Source organism: Nocardia sp. NPDC055002, assembly GCF_053608825.1.
This window is the reverse complement of the sequence record NZ_JBSGWE010000004.1, coordinates 430,823-449,705: the sequence shown is the minus strand read 5'-3', so window position 1 is coordinate 449,705 and position 18,883 is coordinate 430,823. Positions and strand designations below refer to the sequence as shown.

12 protein-coding genes are annotated in these 18,883 nt (G+C 67.0%); 8 read left to right on the top strand and 4 right to left on the bottom strand.

Features of this window, described 5'->3' with window-relative positions:
- The first annotated feature begins 9 nt into the window (after positions 1–9).
- The 6 genes from ACWF99_RS18875 to ACWF99_RS18850 all read left to right on the top strand — a co-directional run bounded on the left by ACWF99_RS18875 (position 10) and on the right by ACWF99_RS18850 (position 11,701).
- Positions 10–513, top strand: a complete 504-nt coding sequence (locus ACWF99_RS18875; protein WP_378638010.1) for a DUF732 domain-containing protein — start codon at positions 10–12, stop codon at positions 511–513.
- On the top strand, positions 507–1,499 hold the full coding sequence (locus ACWF99_RS18870; protein WP_378638106.1) for a cutinase family protein: 993 nt from the start codon (positions 507–509) through the stop codon (positions 1,497–1,499). Before ACWF99_RS18875 ends, ACWF99_RS18870 begins: the two co-directional genes overlap by 7 nt.
- Before the next feature lie 140 nt (positions 1,500–1,639).
- Positions 1,640–2,659 (top strand): LLM class F420-dependent oxidoreductase, encoded by a 1,020-nt coding sequence (locus ACWF99_RS18865; protein WP_378638012.1) that lies wholly within the window; start codon positions 1,640–1,642, stop codon positions 2,657–2,659.
- 181 nt (positions 2,660–2,840) lie between these two features.
- Positions 2,841–4,751, top strand: a complete 1,911-nt coding sequence (gene fadD32, locus ACWF99_RS18860; RefSeq protein ID WP_378638015.1) for a long-chain-fatty-acid--AMP ligase FadD32 — start codon at positions 2,841–2,843, stop codon at positions 4,749–4,751.
- 187 nt (positions 4,752–4,938) lie between these two features.
- Positions 4,939–10,152 carry a polyketide synthase Pks13 gene (pks13, locus tag ACWF99_RS18855; protein WP_452536982.1) on the top strand — a complete coding sequence of 1,738 codons (5,214 nt, stop codon included), beginning with the start codon at positions 4,939–4,941 and terminating at the stop codon, positions 10,150–10,152.
- Between the two features lie 4 nt (positions 10,153–10,156).
- Positions 10,157–11,701 (top strand): acyl-CoA carboxylase subunit beta, encoded by a 1,545-nt coding sequence (locus tag ACWF99_RS18850; protein WP_452536981.1) that lies wholly within the window; start codon positions 10,157–10,159, stop codon positions 11,699–11,701.
- A gap of 531 nt (positions 11,702–12,232) precedes the next feature.
- On the opposite strand, the gene ACWF99_RS18845 is transcribed toward ACWF99_RS18850, so the two are convergent.
- From ACWF99_RS18845 to ACWF99_RS18830, 4 genes are all read right to left on the bottom strand, one after another.
- Positions 12,233–12,793, bottom strand: coding sequence for a Uma2 family endonuclease (locus ACWF99_RS18845; protein ID WP_452536980.1), 561 nt, complete (start codon positions 12,791–12,793; stop codon positions 12,233–12,235).
- An 89-nt stretch (positions 12,794–12,882) separates the two neighbouring features.
- Positions 12,883–13,410, bottom strand: coding sequence for a hypothetical protein (locus ACWF99_RS18840; protein WP_452536979.1), 528 nt, complete (start codon positions 13,408–13,410; stop codon positions 12,883–12,885).
- Positions 13,411–13,581: 171 nt separating this feature from the next.
- Positions 13,582–14,079: a peptidylprolyl isomerase gene (locus ACWF99_RS18835; protein WP_378638030.1), complete on the bottom strand. Its 498-nt coding sequence runs from the start codon at positions 14,077–14,079 to the stop codon at positions 13,582–13,584.
- A 363-nt stretch (positions 14,080–14,442) separates the two neighbouring features.
- Positions 14,443–14,790 carry a hypothetical protein gene (locus ACWF99_RS18830; RefSeq protein WP_378638033.1) on the bottom strand — a complete coding sequence of 116 codons (348 nt, stop codon included), beginning with the start codon at positions 14,788–14,790 and terminating at the stop codon, positions 14,443–14,445.
- Here ACWF99_RS18830 and ACWF99_RS18825 point away from each other — a divergent pair.
- Positions 14,789–15,130 carry a hypothetical protein gene (locus ACWF99_RS18825; protein ID WP_452536978.1) on the top strand — a complete coding sequence of 114 codons (342 nt, stop codon included), beginning with the start codon at positions 14,789–14,791 and terminating at the stop codon, positions 15,128–15,130. The two genes, ACWF99_RS18830 and ACWF99_RS18825, sit on opposite strands and share 2 nt — an antisense overlap.
- A gap of 379 nt (positions 15,131–15,509) precedes the next feature.
- A complete protein-coding gene (locus tag ACWF99_RS18820; protein ID WP_452536977.1) occupies positions 15,510–18,842 on the top strand; it encodes an arabinosyltransferase domain-containing protein in 3,333 nt (1,110 codons plus the stop codon).
- Positions 18,843–18,883 lie beyond the last annotated feature (41 nt).

Genomic DNA, 18,883 nt, shown 5'->3' with positions numbered 1-18,883 from the left:
GACATCTTCATGCATCGGATCCCTGGCACGGTAGCCGGATCGGTCGCGGCCCTGGCTGCCGTCGCCCTGTTGTCCGCCTGTGGCGGCAACGACTCGACCGCGTCGCAGACGCCCACCCTGTCCACCAGCGCGGCCGCGAAGTCGACGACGACGCCGCCCGTGGTCATCGAACCGCCGGCCGAGGCCCCGTCGAGCACCGCGCCGGAGACCAGTGCGTCCGCCGAGGAGCCGACACCCCTCCCGCAGACCAGCGCCGCCGCACCCGCGACCGGCAAGGACAAGGCGTTCCTGGACGAGCTGGCCAAGAACGGGATCACCCCGGGCGACCAGACGACCGCGCTCACCACGGCGACCTACATCTGCTCCACCAAGGGCACCGGTGCCAGTGACGCCGATGTGGCCACCTTCGTCGCCGCGATGGCGGGCACCGACCCGTCCTTCGACGCGTCGAAGATGGACGTCAACAAGGCAGCACAGATCTACATCGCTGCCGCGAACTCCACCTACTGCTAGTGACGCCCCGACCGACGCGACGCTCCCGCAGGTTCTGGCCTGCGGGGTGCTTCACCGTGCTGGCGCTGCTCGTGCTGGCGATCATCGTCATCGTGCTGCTCTGGTACCTGCTCGCGGGCCGGTTGAAGGAGCCGGGGCCGACGCCGCCCGGCCCGCCGCCGCCGACGTCGCAGTCGGCCGACTGCCCCGATGTGATGCTGCTCTCGATCCCGGGCACCTGGGAGTCGTCGAGCGCCGACGATCCGTACAACCCGCAGGCGAACCCGATCTCGTTGATGCTCAGCGTGTCCGGGCCACTGCGCGCGCAGTTCCCGGACAACCGGCTCGAGGTGTACACGGTTCCGTACGTGGCGCAGTTCTCGAACCCGATCGCGTTCCCGCCCGACGGTCAGGCTTCCTACAACAACAGCCGCACCGAAGGCACCGCGCGCGCTACCGACGTGCTGGCTCAGCGCCACAAGGAATGCCCGTTGACGAACTTCGTCATCGCGGGCTTCTCCCAGGGCGCGGTGATCGCCGGTGACGTGGCCGCCCAGATCGGTGCGGGCAACGGCCCGATCCCGGAGGCCAACGTGCTCGGCGTGACGGTGATCGCCGACGGCCGCCGCACCGCGACCGGCCCGGGCCAGCCCACCGAGATCGGTGATCCGCCGCCCACCGGCGAGGGCGCCGAGGTGGCGCTCAAGGGCGTCAACGTGCCGGGCATCAGCATGACCGGCCCCCGGCCCGGCGGTTTCGGCACGCTGGCGGCGAAGGTGAACTCCATCTGCGCGCCCGGCGACATGATCTGCGACGCGCCGCGCCAAGCGCTCAATCCGGCCAACGCGCTGGGCAGTCTCGCGGCGCTGATCCGCTCGGCGGGCAACCCGGTGCACGCGCTGTACGCCTCGAACACGGTGGACGGCAACGGCACAACGGCCACTCAATGGACGGTGAATTGGGCTGCGGGGCTCATCGAGAACGCGCCGCATCCGCCCCATTCCTGACGGAGTTGTCACAGTCACAGTGGGGGCGTGATTGCCATGGATCATGCCTCGCTGTGACATCCGCACGCCGGATCGCTCACACGCTGTAAAGTGCGCTGGGAATTGCGCCCGAGTACACACCAGCCAGGAGCGAAGAGTTCATGACCGAAGCTGCCGCACCCGTCGGTGAGTTGACCGCGCTGGGTACGCCGCTGCGTCCGTTCCGCTTCGGAGCGGCCGGAGAGGGCAACAAGCAGGAAGGTGGCGCGCGCAAGTTCGTTCAGACGGCGCAGGAAGCCGAAGAGATGGGTTACGACACCTTCTTCGTTCCTGATCACCTGGGCGATCAGATCGGCCCGATCGCCGCGCTGGGCGCACTCACGCAGGCCACCTCCAAGATCCGCCTCGGCACCTCGGTGCTGGCCAATGGTTTACGTCATCCGGTCGTGGTCGCCAAGGAGCTGGCCACCCTCGACGTCCTGTCCAAGGGGCGCCTCGAGGTCGGCGTCGGCGCGGGCTGGATCAAGGAAGAGTTCGACAACGCGGGTATCGCGTTCGAGCGTCCCGGCATCCGGCTGGAGAAGCTCGACGAGTCGCTGACCATCCTGGACACGCTGCTGCGTGGCCAGGAGTGCAATTTCGAGGGCAAGCACTACCAGGTGCGCGGCATCAAGGGCACGCCGCGCCCTCGGCAGGGCCCGCGCCCGCCGCTGTGTACCGGTGGCGGCGGTCCGAAGATGCTGGCGCTGGCGGCCAAGCACGCCGATATCGTCTCGGTCGTCCCGCAGACCACCAAGAACGGCAAGGGCCTGCTCTCGGGCATTACGCTCGAGAAGACGATCGAGAAGGTCAACATCGTCAAGGCCGCTGCCGGTGACCGGTTCGCCGATATCGAACTGAACTGGGCCATCACCGCCATCGTCATCACCGACGACCGGGAGAAGACCGCCGAGATGGCGCTGCGCGCGATCGAACGCGGCCTGCATCCCGACCTCGAAGTCGACGTCGAACTGACCGTCGAGGAGATTCTGAGCTCGCCCTACATCGCGATCGGCACGTTCGAGGAAATCGCCGAACAGGTCAAGCGTGTGCGGCAACTCACTTCGATGTCGTATGTGGGCATCTTCCCCACCCAGATGGACGCATTCGCGCCTGTCATTCCGCTGCTGCGGGAGGACTGAGCGGGGGCTCTCTGTAACATGACTCTGGTTTGAGAACATCTAGCCGATAGCGGTCACCGCGCAGACCGCTCGAAAATCCGCAGGTTGTCGACGCACGTTCGTGTGAGCTCGACGGCCGGTGGCGATATAGCGAGTCGAGGCCGCAGAGCTTGTCATCGCGTCCTCGCAAGGAGAAGAAGGAATGGAAGAGACTTTCGACGACTACCTGGACGAAACCGGGAATATCATCATCCCCGAGGGTCGGACCCTGGTCGATCACGTCGAGAAGCACACCCGTAACGATGCGAATACGCTCGCGTACCGCTACATCGACTATTCGCGGGAACGCGACGGCGAGGTGCACGAGCTGACCTGGCAGGAGTTCGGAGTACGGCTGCGCGCGGTGGCCGCTCGCCTCCAACAGGTGACCAACCCGGGCGACCGGGTCGCCATCCTCGCGCCGCAGGGCCTGGATTACGTGATCTCCTTCTTCGCGGCGATCTACGCGGGCACCATCTCGGTGCCGCTGTTCGATCCCGACGAGCCGGGTCACACCGACCGCCTGCACGCCGTTCTCGGTGACTGTGAGCCCTCGGCGATCCTCACCGCGACCTCCTCGGCCGCCGGTGTGCGCCAGTTCTTCCGCTCGCTGCCCGCCGCCCAGCGCCCGCGCATCATCGCCGTCGACGCCATCCCGGACACCCTCGGTGACTCCTGGGTGCGCCCCGACACCGCGATCGACGACATCGCCTACCTGCAGTACACCTCGGGTTCCACCCGGGTGCCCGCCGGTGTGGAGATCACCCACCGCGCGGTCGGCACCAACCTGCTGCAGATGATCAACTCGCTGAACATGAACGAGAACTCGCGCGGTGTCACCTGGCTCCCGCTGTTCCACGACATGGGCCTGCTCACGGTGATCCTGCCGGCGGTCGGCGGCAAGTTCATCACCATCATGTCGCCGAGTGCGTTCGTGCGTCGCCCGTCGCGCTGGATCAACGAGCTGGCCGCGGTCTCCGACGGTGCCGGCACGTTCGCGGCCGCGCCGAACTTCGCGTTCGAGCACGCCGCCGCGCGTGGTGTGCCCAAGGCGGGCGAGTCGCTGGACCTGTCGAACGTGATCGGCCTGATCAACGGGTCAGAGCCGGTGACGGTCTCCTCGATGAAGAAGTTCAACGAGGCGTTCGCGCCGTACGGTCTGCCCAAGACCGCGATCAAGCCCTGCTACGGCATGGCGGAGGCCACGCTGTTCGTCTCGGCCACCCGCGCCGAGGACGAGGCCAAGTACGTCTACGTCGATCGCAACGAGCTCAACGCGGGCCGCATGGTGCGCGTCGACCAGTCCGCCGAGACCGCCATCGCGCAGGTGTCGTGTGGTTATGTCGGGCTGTCGCAGTGGGCCGCGATCATCGATCCCGAATCGGCGGACACCGCGCAGGGCCGCGAGCTGCCCGACGGTCAGGTCGGCGAGATCTGGCTGCACGGCAACAACATGGGCATCGGTTACTGGGGTCGCCCCGCCGAGTCCACCAAGTCGTTCCGCAACAAGGTCACCGAGCCCATCGAAGGCGGGCACACCGACGGCACCGATCCCGATGCCGACTGGATGCGCACCGGCGACTTCGGCGTGTACTTCGAGGGCGAGCTCTACATCACCGGTCGCGTCAAGGACCTGGTGATCGTCGACGGACGCAACCACTACCCGCAGGACCTGGAGTACTCCGCACAGGAGGCCTCCAAGGCGCTGCGTCCCGGTTTCGTCGCGGCCTTCGCGGTGCCCGCCAACCAGCTGCCCGCCGAGGTCTTCGCCGCCGACAGCCATTCCGGCCTGAAGTTCGACGTCGACGACGCGTCCGAGCAGCTGGTGGTCGTGGCCGAACGTGGCCCCGGCGCCGGTAAGGCCGACCCCGGCCCGATCGCCGACGCGGTGCGTGCCGCGGTCTCGACGCGTCATGGCGTGACCGCTCGTGACATCCTGCTGGTCCCCGCGGGTTCCATCCCGCGGACCTCCAGCGGCAAGATCGCCCGGCGCGCCTGCAAGGCCGCCTACCTCGAGGGAACGCTGCGCGGTGGTTACACCCAGCAGGCTTTCCCCGATGCACCGGAAGAGTAATTGGCCCGACACGGAGACGACGCCCGGCGTGCCCTGTGCACGCCGGGCGTGGAGTTCCACGGCGCGCCCTGCACACAGACAGGTAGCTTGAGGACTGATGGTTCATAACGATGGCTCCCAGAACAGCGATCGTCCCAGGACGACCGCTTCCGGTGACAACGATGGCGCCCAGAATGAAGACCGTGCGATGACCTCCTCCGGTGACAACGACGGCACGCCCGAGACCCCCGCGACCGGCGGTGAGCTCTCGGTAGCCGAGCTGCGCGAATGGCTGCGCCGCTGGGTCGCCGATGCGACCGGGCAGTCGGTCGACGCGATCACCGTCGACCGGCCGATGGAGGAGTTCGGGCTCGCTTCGCGCGACGCTCTCGCTCTCGGTGGCGACATCGAGGACCTCACCGGTGTGGTGCTGACCCCGACGGTGGTCTACCAGCACCCGACGATCGCGTCGCTGGCCGAGGTCATCGTGCACGGTGAGCCGGAGCCGCCCGCCGAGGATTCCTCGGAGTACACGGCCGCGTTCGCGCCTTCCGAGGCGCACGACGTCGCGGTGGTCGGTCTGTCCACGCGTCTGCCGGGTGCGGGCACCACGCCCGAGTCGACCTGGGAGTTCATCATCGGGCGCGGTGACGCGATCCGTGAGCTGCCCGAGGGTCGCTGGTCGGAGTTCCTGACCGACCCGTCCGTAGCCAAGTCCATCGACCAGGCCAACACCCTCGGCGGCTACCTGGACCAGGATGTCATCAAGGGTTTCGACGCCGAGTTCTTCGCGATGTCGCCGATCGAGGTCGAGCAGGTCGACCCGCAGCAGCGGTTGATGATGGAGCTCACCTGGGAGGCGCTCGAGCACGCGCGCATCCCGGCCAGCGATCTCAAGGGCGGTCAGGTCGGCGTGTTCGTCGGCTCGTCCACCAACGATTTCCAGATGATCGCCTCACTCGGTCTCGGCGACACCGATCCCGATGCGCCTGCCTCATCGCGCGGATACGCGCTGCTCGGCGGCTCGACCGGCATCATCGCCAACCGCGTCTCCTACTTCTACGACTTCCGTGGCCCGTCGGTCACCGTCGACACCGCCTGCTCGTCGACCATCGTGGCCGTACACCAGGCCGTGCGCGCGCTGCGCAGCGGTGAGGCCGAGGTGGCGCTCGCCGGTGGCGTGAACATGATCCTGGCTCCGGTCATCACTCTCGGTTTCGACCAGAACGGGGCCGTCGCCAAGGACGGGCACATCAAGGCGTTCTCGTCCGACGCCGACGGCATGGTTCGCTCCGAGGGCGCGGGCATGGTCGTGCTCAAGCGCCTGGCCGACGCCGAGCGTGACGGCGACAACATCCTGGGCGTCATCAAGGGTTCCGCGGTGAATTCGGACGGCCGCTCCAACGGTCTGTTCGCGCCCAACCCCGACGCGCAGGCCGATGTTCTGCGCGCCGCCTACCGCGACGCGGGCATCGTCCCCAACACCGTCGACTACATCGAGGCGCACGGCACCGGCACGCCGATCGGCGACCCGATCGAAGCCGAGGCGCTGGCTCGTGTGATCGGTCGCGGCCGTGACGCGGACAAGCCCGCCCTGCTCGGTTCGGCCAAGACCAACTTCGGCCACCTCGAGTCGGGCGCGGGCGTGCCGGCTCTCGCGAAGGTGCTGATGTCGTTCCAGCACAACGTGATTCCGCCGAATATCAACTACGCGGGTCCGAGCCCGTACATCCCGTTCGAGCAGGCCAACCTCAAGGTCGTCGACGAGGCGACCGAGTACCCGCGCTACAGCGGCGTCGCGACGGTCGGCATCTCCGGTTTCGGTTTCGGTGGCACCAACGCGCACGTGGTGCTCCAGGAGTACGTGCCGACGGCCCCGGTCGTCGAGGACGTCACCCCCGAGCAGGTCGCCGCCGAGGAGATCGAGGGCGAGGAGACCACCGATGTGGTCGCCGAGGCCGTCGCGATCACCGAGGCCGCTGTCGAGCCGGTGCCGCCGTTCGTCGAGTGGGACGGTGAGCGCGACGAGCCGCTGCCGGTGGTCCTGGCCGTTTCCGCCTACCTGCCGTCGCGTCGTAAGCGCGCCGCCGCCGAGCTGGCCGACTGGCTGGAAGGCGCGGGCGCCGATGTCCCGCTGACCGATGTCGCCCGCTCGCTGGCCAAGCGCAGCCACCAGCGTTCGCGCGGTGTGGTGGTGGCCAAGACCCTCGAAGAAGCTGTCGCGGGCTTGCGCGCCATCGCCGAGGGCAAGCCGGGTGCCGGTGTGTTCACCGCCGATTCGCCCGCGTCCAACGGTCCGATCTGGGTGTTCTCCGGTTTCGGTTCCCAGCACCGCAAGATGGCCAAGCAGCTCTACGGCGAGAACGCGATCTTCCGCAAGACCGTCGACGAGGTCGACGAGCTGGTGCAGGACGAAGCGGGTTACTCGATCCGCGAGATGTTCCTCGACGACGAGCAGGACTACGACGTCGGCACCTGCCAGGTCGGCATCTTCACCATCCAGCTCGGCCTCGCCGCGTTGTTGCGCGCGCACGGCGCGGAACCGGCTGCGGTGGTTGGTCATTCGATGGGCGAGGTGGCCGGCTCCTACATCGCCGGTGGCCTGTCGATCGAAGACGCGGTGCGCGTGATCTGCGCCCGCTCGCGCCTGATGGGCGAGGGCGAGCAAATGCTCACCGATGACGAAGTGCGCAATATGGCACTGGTCGAACTCAGCGCCCACGACGTGGCGCTGCTGCTGCCGAAGTACCCCGATGTGGAGTGCGCGGTGTACGCCGCGCCGACCAACACCGTCATCGGCGGTCCGCGTGAGCAGGTCGAGCAGATCGTCGCCGAGGTCGAGGCGATGGGCAAGTTCGCCCGCATCCTGCCGACCCGCGGCGCGGGCCACACCTCCCAGATGGACCCGCTGCTCGGCGAACTCGCCGCGGAACTGGCGGGCATCGAGCCGACCTCGCTGAAGACCGGGCTGTACTCCACCGTGCACGAGGGGCTGTACTTCAAGCCCGGTTCCGATCCGATCCACGACGAGCCCTACTGGGTGAAGAACCTGCGCCACAGCGTGTGGTTCACCAACGCGGTGAAGGCCGCCGTCGACTCCGGGCACACCACGTTCCTCGAACTGGCCCCCAATTCTGTTGCGCTGATGCAGGTTCTGGGCACCACGTTCGCTGCGGGCGTGCACGACGCGCAGCTCATCCCCACGCTCAAGCGCAAGGAAGACGAGTCCGCCGGTGTGATCGGCGCGCTCGCCCAGCTCTACGTGCACGGCCATGCCGTGAACCTGAGTTCGCTGCTGCCCGAAGGTGATTACGCCGACGTGCCGCGAACCGCGTTCGTGCGCAAGGAGTACTGGCCCAAGGTCTCGATGTCCTCGGGCGGTGGCAACACCCGTGTGCCCGGCGCGCACGTGGCGATGCCGGACGGCCGTCACGCCTGGGAGATCCAGGCCTCGTCGGTGAGCGACCTGGCCGCGCTGGTGAAAGCCGCTGCCGCCCAGGTTCTTTCCGATGTCGCGGTCTCGGTGTCCCATCCGCACGCGGCGCTGCCCACTGCCGGCACGCTGACCACCACGCTGACTCCCCACCTCGGTGGCGCGTCGGTCCAGGTGCACGCCAAGTCCGGCGCCGGGTTCTCCCTGCTGTTCGACGCGGTCGTCACCTCCGGCGCTCCGCTGCCCGAACCGGTTGCCGCCGTTGCGGTTCCGGCTGCGGCCGCAGAGCCCACCGCCGCCGAGATCGCCATCGCCACCGGTGACCGCTGGAGCGCTGACAGCGGCGAGACCATCGAGCAGCGGCTGTGCGTCATCGTCGCCGAATCCATGGGCTACGCCGTCGAGGACCTCCCGATGGAGATCCCGCTGATGGAGCTCGGCCTCGATTCGCTGATGGCCATGCGCATCAAGAACCGCGTCGAATACGAATTCGACATCCCGCAGCTGCAGATCTCCGCGGTACGCGACGCCAGCCTCAACGAGGTGTCGAAGGTGCTGCGCTACGCGATCGAGCATCGCGACGAGGTCGCGGCGATGGCGGAGAAGCAGGCTGCCGCCAAGGCCGCCGGTGAAGATGTCGAGCTGGGTGTCGACGCCAACTTCGTCGAGGCGGCTCGGGCCGCGATCGCCGCGGGTGAGGATCCGTTGGCGGTGGCGAAGAAGGCCGAAGCCGAGCTGTCGTCGGAAGCTGCTGCGGCCGAGCCGGTTTCGGATGCTTCAGCCGAAGGGCCGGTCTCGTCCGTCGCTGACGACAACGGCTCGGCAACAGCTGATGCCGCACCGAATGTCGTTGCGGCGCAGCCGATCATTCCTGATGTCGACTACTCCGCCCCTGCGGGCGACGAGGACAACGTTCCCCCGCGCGACGCGGCCGAGCGTCTCGCCTACGCCACCTGGGCCGTCGTCACCGGCGCTTCGCCCGGCGGTGTCTTCAACACCCTGCCGATCCTCGAAGAGGAACTAGCCGAGAAGATGGCCGCCCGCCTCACTGAGCGGGTGGGTGCCGAGATCACCGTCGACGATGTGCTGGACTGCGAGACCATCGAGCAGCTCTCGGAGATCGTGCGCAACCTGCAGGACAGCGGCGCTGATGTGGACGGATTCATCCGCCCACTGCGTGCCCGCGTCGATGGTTCGGATGCCACGCCGGTGTTCGTGTTCCATCCCGCCGGTGGCAACACCCTGGTCTACGAGCCGCTGCTGAAGCGTCTGCCCGCCGACACTCCGATGTACGGCATCGAGCGGGTCGACGGTTCCATCGAGGAACGAGCTCGTCAGTACCTGCCGGAACTGCGCAAGCTCCAGGGCGACGGCCCGTACGTGCTGTACGGCTGGTCGCTGGGCGCGGTGCTGGCGATGCAGGTGGGTCAGCTGCTGCGTGAAGAAGGCGCCGATGTGCGCTATGTCGGCCTGATCGATCTGGCGATGACAGTCGAAGACGAGGACAACAGCCCCGAGGAGCGCGTGCGTCGCCTCGAGCGCTACCAGGCCTTCGCCAAGAAGACCTACAACGTCCCCGCCGAGCTCGACCGTGACCAGATCGAGGAACTGGCAGCGGCTTCCGATGCGGAGCAGTTCTCGATGATCAGCGATCTGATCAAGCTTTCCGGTGCGAAGATCCCCGGCGGCGTGCTCGAACACCAGCGCACCTCCTGGATCGAGAACCGCGCGTTGCAGCAAGTGCAGCCGCGCAAGTACGAGGGCGATGTGGTCCTTTACCTTGCCGACCGCTACCACGACGGCGCGATCGAACTCGAGCCTCGATTCGCTGACCGCAAGCCCAACGGCGGCTGGGACGAGTACGTTCCGAACCTGGAGATCGTCCACATTCCGGGCGACCACCTGCAGATTGTCGACGAACCGCGGATCGGCCAGATCGGTGCCGACCTCGCTGCCAAACTGGCCGCGATTTCCGCTAAGGGAGAATAAGTAAGTGAGCACGACCGCCGAAAAGCTTGCCGATCTACACGAGCGGCTCGAGCTCGCCAAAGAGCCCGCTGGTGAGAAGGGCATCGCGAAGCGGGCGCACAAGGGCATTCCCAGTGCCCGCGACCGGATCAACCAGCTGCTCGATCCCGGCACCTTCGTCGAGATCGGCGCGCTGGTGCGCAAGCCCGGCGACCCGACCGCCCTCTACGGTGACGGTGTCGTCGTCGGCCACGGCAAGGTCGAGGGTCGCCCGGTGGCGGTGTTCTCCCATGATCAGACCGTGTACGGCGGTTCGGTCGGTGAGGCGTTCGGTCGCAAGCTGTGCGGTCTGATGCAGTACGCGTCGAAGGTCGGCATCCCGCTGGTCGGCATCAACGATTCCGGTGGCGCGCGCGTGCAGGAAGCGATCAGCTCGCTGGCCTGGTACGCCTGGATGGCGACCAATCTCGAGCCGCTGTCGGGCATGGTTCCGCTGGTGTCGGTGATCCTCGGTAACTGCGCCGGTGGTGCGGTGTACGAGCCGATCTGCACCGATGTGGTGGTCGCGACCGAGTCTGCGCACATGTTCGTCACCGGCCCGAAGATCATCAAAGAGGTCACCGGCGAGGACGTGAGCCTCGAGGAGCTCGGCGGTGCGCGCACGCAGGCCCAGTACGGCAACATCCACCACGTCGCCAAGGACGAGAAAGCGGCTTTCACCTGGGTGCGCGAGTACCTGGGTTACATGCCGAGCAGCTGCCAGGAACTGCCGCCGGTGGTGAACCCCGGTCTCGAGCCGGAGATCACCGATTCCGACCGCGAGCTGAACACGTTCATGCCGGATTCCGACAACGCCGGCTACGACATGTACGACATCCTGCTGCGCATCTTCGACGACGGTGAGTTCAAGGAGATCAGCGCCGACACCGGCCAGAACATCATCACCGGTTACGCCCGTATCGACGGCCGCACCGTCGGTGTCGTCGCCAACCAGCCGATGGCCGCGGCAGGCGCCCTCGACGCCCGCGCCTCCGACAAGGCCTCGCACTTCGTCCGACTGTGCGATGCCTTCGAGATCCCGCTGATCTTCGTCGTCGACACCCCCGGCTTCCTGCCCGGTGTCGAACAGGAGAAGGTCGGCGTCATCAAGCGCGGCGGCCGCTTCCTGTTCTCCTATGTCGAGGCTTCGGTCCCCAAGATCACCCTGGTGGTCCGCAAGTCCTACGGCGGCGGCTACGCGGTGATGGGCTCCAAGCAGCTCGGCGCCGACATCAACCTCGCCTGGCCCACCGCCCGCATCGCCGTCATGGGCGCTGAGGGCGCCGTCAGCCTCCTGGGCGCCGCCCAGATCGCCGCCGCCCCCGAAGACCAGCGCGCCGCGATCCGCCAGAACCTGATCAACTTCTACAACGAAAACGTAGCCACCCCGTGGGTAGCGGCCGAACGAGGCTTCATCGACGCCATCATCGAACCGGCCACCACCCGCCTCGAACTGCGCCGGGCCCTGAAGCTGCTCCAGGACAAGAAGATCCAGCGCAACCCGCGCAAGCACCACGTCCTGCCGCTGTAACCAGAACCCGAACGGGCCGTCCGGAGTTGATCCGAGGCGGCCCGTTGTGGTGTTCGTCGACGATCGTCGAGTGTGGTCGAAATGTGTGGTCGTAGTGCGTGGTCATAACGCGTAATCGCTGGGTATCGTTACCGCCATGACCGCAGCGCCTGAGCCGCTCATGACGACCGGGGAGTTCGAAGAACTCGCTCGTGTCGCCGGTAGTGTCGCGGAGGGTGTTCGACTGGAGTACGTCGAGGGGAAACTGGGGGCAAAGGCGGGCCGGACGGGGACCATGACTGCGTGCTCGAGTGGCTGATGCGCGTCCTACTCGTGCTTCGGCCAGAACTGTGGCTGTTCCCCGAACGCGGATTGAAGATCGACTCCTACCGCACCGGCCGGGCACCCAGTCGGCATCACCCTCGACACTGAGCCTCTGAAGGCCTGGGTGTCCTGAGGTCAGCGTTCGGCGCTTTGGCTGAGATGGGTGCGGAATTCCTCGGCGTTGTCGAAACTCGTTGCGCCATGGCGTTGATCCGAGTGTGGAAGGGATCAAACCTTGCCGAGATCGATCTCCACGGGAAAGGGAGCCGACACCTCGACCGTTCCGGTGAACATGTCGCCGGTCCGGTACGACTTGGTGGCCGGGTCGAGGATGTAGGTATAGATCAGCGGAACACCGTTTGCCGCCTGCTCGATCCGCCAATAGAAGGCGATGCCCGCCTTGGCGTACTGGTCCACCTTGACGATCCGGTCGGTGGTCTCCGAACCGGGCGAGACCACCTCGACGACGAGCAGTACGTGTTCGGGGCGCGTGGGCGTGAGGTCGATCGTATCCGCGCGATACACAACGACATCGGGTCGCCGATTCGTGAGTGGAACATCCTGAAGTCGGACGTCGAAGTCGGTGTCGGCATTCCAGTCCGGTCCGGCCGCGGTGTCCAGCGCGTTGGCCAGGATCCGAGCCAACCGGTTGTGCCGCTTGGACGCACTGGGGCTCACAACGACCATCCCGTCCACGATCTCGATGCCCGCACACTGCTCGTCGGACCAGGTGTCGTACTCCGCAGCCGTGATCTGCTCGTGCATCCACGCGGGGGCGATGGCAGTCATGGCGCTCCTTCCGGACATCTTCGAGCGGTCGGATAAGCCGCTGGACCAAGTCTAATCGTGCGACTTGAAAGCTCGAAGGAATGCCCCTTTTACCGCCTGTAGTTCGGGTTGTACCCGGCGCCCGCTTGCGGTGCCTGCGGATGATGCTGAGCGTGCGGCGGATAGGCGGGTGCGCCGTATCCGGGAGCTCCCTGCGGCCACTGGCCCTGGGGTTGCGGCGCTCCGTACGGAGCGGGTGCGGCCTGCGGCCATTGGCCCTGCGCCTGTGGCAGCCCGTGCGGGGCGGGCGGCGGCCCACCGACGGGCGGGTAGCCCTGCGGTGAGGTGGCGGCGCGGCGGGCCCGGCGCGACCGGAGATTGCTTCGCAGCCAGAACGCGGAGCCGATGCTCATCACCGCGCCGCCGCCGATCAGCATCCACCCGGTGCGTTTGTTCTGGGCTTGTTGCCCGGCGGCGTCCCGCTCCACCGACGAGCCCTTGCTGGTCGTCACGCAGGTCTCACCCGCCGACATGCTCTTGCCGCCGCACTCGGCACCACTGTTGAGCGTGGCGATTCCGCCGAAAACGAGAACGGCGCCGAACACCACGCCCAGCACCGAGTAAAGAAGGTCTTTCACGTATTCCCCCAAGAACTTCGATCAGTCGAGACACCGTACCGCGTGCCCCGTGACACCGTCACGATCGCATCGGCGACGACTCGACGGCGGGGATCGTGTTCCTGGGGGCCTATCGAAAAATGGGCCGCCACCGATGAATTCGGTGGCGGCCCGGCACGCTACGTCGAAGAATCAGGCGACAGAAGCGGATTCGATGATGACGTCGTCGACGGGGACGTCCTGGTGGGGGCCCGCGCTGCCGGTGGTGACGGCGGCGATCTTGTCGACTACCTCGGTGCCGTCGGTGACCTTGCCGAAGACGGCGTAGCCCCAGCCCTGGCCCTGGGGGGCGGTGTGGTTGAGGAAGGCGTTGTCGGAGATGTTGATGAAGAACTGGGCGGTGGCCGAGTGCGGGTCGTTGGTGCGGGCCATCGCCACGGTGTACTTGTCGTTCTTCAGGCCGTTGGTGGCCTCGTTCTGGATCGGCGCCTGAGTCGGCTTCTGCTTCAGGCCGGGCTCGAAGCCGCCGCCCTGCACCATGAAACCGGGGATGACGCGGTGGAACACGGTGCCGGCGTAATGGCCCGAGTTCACGTAGTTCACGAAGTTGGCGACCGTGTTCGGCGCGGCCTGGTCGTCCAACTCGAGCACGATCGGTCCGTAGTTGGTTTCGAGATTCACCTTGGTCATGGAGTCGAGTCTAGGGAGCGTGAAGCGCTGGAAGAGCGCGGGGGTCTGGGCGGGCGCGTCGCGACATCTTCGCCGGTGCGAGGCCATGCTGGATATTCGAGGTGAGCGCACCCGGGATGGTTAACCCGGCTGGATCGGTTCCTCTGGGTATTCGCCACAATAGGAATGGTGTTCAAGAGTTTTCGGAAGGACTCCTGACACGCCGAAATCCGCGCACTCATGGTAAGTGCCCGGTATCGCTCGTGGTGTAAAGATGCGGACCCGCGTGCGTATTGCTACGCACGCGGGTATTTATCGCATGAATTTCATCGAATTCGAAGTGGCTTCGTCGCGTTACCCGTCACCCGAATATCGCCGATGGAATCAGGGGCCGACTGTGATCGGCACCGCGGGGGTAGTGGTGTTGGCGACCTTGTAGGTGCCGGTCACCGAGCCCGTGGTGGAGCTGGTCGGGCACCCGAACCCGCCGGTTACCTTGATCGGCGCCGACGCGTTGGTGAGCGAGACCGTGGAGGGTGCCCCGTTGGTCCATGTGCCCGCGATCGAGGCAGGCGCGGTGGGCGCGACAACGGCTGTGCACGAGGCGAGGCCGCTGGTCTTGACCACCATGCCGCCGGTGGGAATCGCCAGGCTACCGGTGATCGGCGTGCCGTTCTGACCGGTGATCGCCCAGCTGCCACTGGTGGTGATGGTGGCGCTGACACCCCACATGCTGGTGGTGCAACCGGAGAAGCTCGGCGCCCCGATCGACACCGAAACAGGACCGCTCGGGTTCGTGTTTCCCGGCGCGGCCGGCACCGCCCCGGTAGTGCTCGAGGTGGTGCAGGTGACGGTCACGCTGCCCGCCACGAATTTCACCGTGCCCGAATTGGTCGCCGATACATTCGCGCCCGCGGGTGCGATGGTGGTGGATCCGGCGGCGTGCGCCGGCCCGATTCCGAAGGTGACCGCGGCCGCCGCACAACTCACGGAAGCCATTGCCGCGCGTGCAAGAACCTTTTTATCGAACATTGCGTTCTCCTTGGGTGGAACTGACAGACATTCGAAGTGAAGCTGTCGTATTTAAGAATACGAGCGCAATTCATCGTTGTATGTGGTTCGCGCAGTCCCATGTATCCCGAGCGGGACCTTCGCGATTCTCGACCGGCCCCACGTTCTCGTCCATAAAATGCGCGGCCGCGAGGTGATCGGAGGTTATTGCGGCACTTTCTGCCGATATGTATTTTGCATACTGCTATCCTCGAAAAACTCCTGCGCGGATCTCGGATGCGGTGAGTGCCCGCGTCATGTGCAGACTGATAGCCGATAAGCATGACGCGACAACGGGGTAGGTACCGCCCGCCCGGCGGCTGCCGTCAAGATGACCTGACTTCACACCCGGTGGCGAGCGACGACTCACAACAAGGGGCGGGCAGATAGCATGTCGAACCGTGCCAGACGCCGCAACAGCTGTTCTCTCCAAGCCTCCTGCCGAACCGGTGGCCCCCGCGAAGGACTTCCGGACCGCGCGATGGATCGCGATGGTCGCCGGGATTCTCGGCGCCCTGTTCGCGGTGGCTACGCCGTTTCTGCCGGTCACCCAGACGACCGCGCAACTGAACTGGCCGCAGAACGGTTCGCTCGGCAATGTGCAGGCGCCGCTGATGTCGCAGGTGCCGATCGATCTGACGGTGTCGATTCCGTGTAGTGCCGTGTCGACGCTGCCCGAGCAGGGCGGGATGCTGCTGGCGACCGCGCCTCCGCAGGGCGACCGGGCGGCCTTGGAGGCGCTGTTCGTGCGCGTCTCCGATACCGCGGTCGACGTGGTGGACCGCAATGCGGTGGTCGCGTCGGCGGACCGGTCGGCGATGGACGGGTGCTCGGCGATCCTGATCAAGTCCGATCAGGACCGCACGAGCGCGGAGTTCGTGGGGCTGACCAAGCAGGTCGAGCGGCCGGTCGCTGGTCAGCCAGGTGCGGTGGAGACCGTGCAGGTGCCCGTGCAGGGGCAGCTCGCCGGTGACCTGCGGCCGCAGATCGTGGGTGTGTTCACCGATCTGAAGGGCGAGGTGCCGCAGGGCCTTTCGCTCACCTCGACGATCGACACCCGTTTCTCGTCGAGCCCGTCGCTGATCAAGCTGGTCGCGATCATCGCGGCCGTGCTGTGCACCCTGCTGGCGCTCGCCGCGCTGGGCCGCCTCGACGGCAGTGACGGGCGCGGGCACCGCCGCTTCCTGCCGCGCAACTGGCTCAAGCCCACCTGGGCGGACGGCGCGGTGATCGGCACGCTGCTGGTCTGGCATTTCGTCGGCGCCAACACCTCCGACGACGGCTACATCCTGTCGATGGTGCGCGTGGCCCCCGACGCGGGTTATACCGCCAACTACTTCCGCTGGTACGGCGTCCCCGAGGCCCCGTTCGGCTGGTACTACTACGTCATCCAGGTGTTCGCGGAGATCTCCACGGCCAGCCCGTGGGTGCGCGTGCCCGCGCTGATCTGCGCGATCCTGTGCTGGATGGTGATCAGCCGCGAGGTGGTCCCGCGCCTCGGCAACGCCGTGAAGCGCTCTCAGGTGGCGCTGTGGACCGGTGGACTGGTGTTCCTGGCGTTCTGGCTGCCGTTCGACAACGGCCTGCGTTCGGAGCCGATCGTCGCCCTCGGCGCACTGCTCACCTGGGTGTCCATCGAACGCGCCATCGCCACCGGCCGCCTGCTGCCCGCGGGCATCGCGGTGCTGATCGCGGCGTTCACTCTCGCCGCCGCGCCGACCGGCTTGATGTGTGTGGCCGCGCTGCTGGCCGGTATCCGGCCGCTGGTGCGGATCATCGTGCGCCGTCATCGCCAGTTCGGCACGCTGCCGCTGCTGGCTCCGATCGCCTCGGCGGGCGTGCTCGTGCTCACGGTGGTCTACGGCGACCAGACCTTCGCCGGCATCCAGGAAGCCAACCGGGTCCGTCAGGCCACCGGCCCGAACCTGGCCTGGTACGAGGACTACCTGCGCTACTACTACATGTTCGTGGAGACCGTCGACGGCTCGCTGGCCCGCCGTTTCGCCTTCCTGGTGATGCTGCTGTGCCTGTTCACGACGCTGCTGGTGCTGCTGCGCCGCCGTCAGGTGCCGGGGATCGCGTCGGGTCCGACGTGGCGGCTGATGGGGATCGTCTTCGGCACGATCTTCTTCATGATGTTCAACCCCACCAAGTGGACTCATCACTTCGGCGCCTACGCGGGCATCGCGGGTGGGCTCGCGGCGGTGACGGCGGTGGCGGTGTCGCAGAGCGCGCTGCGCTCCCGCAAGAACCGGGCGATCTTCCTGGCCGGCCTGCTGTTCGTGCTGGCGCTGTCGTTCTCGGGCATCAACGGCTACTGGTACGTGTCCAGCTACGGCGTGCCGTGGTTCGACAAGACCATCTCGCTGCGCGGCGTCCACTCGAACACGGTGATGCTCATCCTGTTCGGCGTGGCCCTGGCCCTGGTCGGCTGGTACGCCCTGCGCGAGGACTATGTGAAGCCGGTGCCGTCGGCGAAGACCAAGCGCGGCAACAGGATTCGCAAGTTCGCCGCCATCCCGCTGACCATCGTGGTCGGTTTGATGGTGCTGTTCGAAGTGCTCTCGCTGGTCAAGGGCGCGACCCAGCAGTACCCCGGCTACTCGCTGGGCCGCTCCAACATCGACGCGCTGAGCGACAACTCGTGTGGCCTGGCCAACGACGTGCTGGTCGAATCCGACCCGAACGGCGGCAGGCTCGACCCCATCGTCGACCCGGCCCGTCCGTTCACCGATCCCAACGACCCGCTCGCGGGCACCGGCTCGGTCGGGTTCACCCCCAACGGAGTGCCGGGCGATCTGTCGGCCGACGCGGTCGAGGTGAAGCCGGGCACCGGCAACACCAGCAACCAGTCGGTCGGCGCGGCCTTCGCCGAAGGCGAGAGCGCGGGCACCGGCGGTGGTGAGGGCGCACTCGGCGTCAACGGTTCCACCGTGGCGCTGCCGTTCGGCCTCGACCCCGCGCAGACCCCGATTCTCGGCTCCTACCAGGAGGGCATGCAGCAGCCCGCCCACCTGGAATCGGCCTGGTACGGCCTGCCCGCCCGCTCGGACGACTCGCCGCTGGTCGTGATCAGCGCGGCCGGTCGCATCGCCTCCAAGGACGACTCCGGCTCCGACAAGTACGGGCAGGCGCTGTTCGTCGAATACGGCACCCGCAACCCCGACGGCAGCGTCACCACGCTCGGCGCCTACCAGCCGCGCGATATCGGCCCGGCCCCGTCGTGGCGCAACCTGCGCGTGCCGCTGGCCGACCTTCCGGCCGAGGCGAACGCGGTGCGGGTGATGGTGAACGACCCGATCCTGATCGGTGACCAGTGGCTGGCGTTCACCCCGCCGCGGGTGCCCAAGCTGCAGACTCTGGACACGTTCATCGGCCGTGACCAGCCGGTACTGCTGGACTGGGCCGTCGGCCTGCAGTTCCCGTGCCAGCGTCCGTTCGCGCACAAGAACGGCGTGGCCGAGGTGCCGAACTACCGGATCCTGCCGGACCGCCCGCTGGCGATCTCGTCGACCGACACCTGGCAGGCGCAGGAGTTCGGTGGTCCGCTCGGCATGACGCAGATGCTGGCGGCCCGGGTCACCATCCCGACCTATCTGAAGGACGACTGGGCGCGCGACTGGGGCTCGCTGGAACGCTACGACCAGTACGCGCAGGCCACGCCCGCGCAGCTCGAGACCGGCACGGCGGCGCGCAACGGGCTGTGGAGCCCGGGACCGCTGCGGGTGTTCTGACCTCGGGCGAACAGTAAAAGGCGCGGATCACCTCAGGTGGT

Excerpts from the sequence above, each read along its gene's own strand:
- ACWF99_RS18875 (WP_378638010.1), top strand. The coding sequence starts at position 10 with ATGCATCGGATCCCTGGCACGGTAGCCGGATCGGTCGCGGCCCTGGCT.
- ACWF99_RS18865 (WP_378638012.1), top strand. The coding sequence starts at position 1,640 with ATGACCGAAGCTGCCGCACCCGTCGGTGAGTTGACCGCGCTGGGTACG.
- fadD32 (WP_378638015.1), top strand. The coding sequence starts at position 2,841 with ATGGAAGAGACTTTCGACGACTACCTGGACGAAACCGGGAATATCATC.
- pks13 (WP_452536982.1), top strand. The coding sequence starts at position 4,939 with ATGACCTCCTCCGGTGACAACGACGGCACGCCCGAGACCCCCGCGACC.
- ACWF99_RS18845 (WP_452536980.1), bottom strand. The coding sequence starts at position 12,793 with ATGACTGCCATCGCCCCCGCGTGGATGCACGAGCAGATCACGGCTGCG.
- ACWF99_RS18835 (WP_378638030.1), bottom strand. The coding sequence starts at position 14,079 with ATGACCAAGGTGAATCTCGAAACCAACTACGGACCGATCGTGCTCGAG.
- ACWF99_RS18825 (WP_452536978.1), top strand. The coding sequence starts at position 14,789 with ATGCTGGTGGTGCAACCGGAGAAGCTCGGCGCCCCGATCGACACCGAA.
- ACWF99_RS18830 (WP_378638033.1), bottom strand. The coding sequence starts at position 14,790 with ATGTGGGGTGTCAGCGCCACCATCACCACCAGTGGCAGCTGGGCGATC.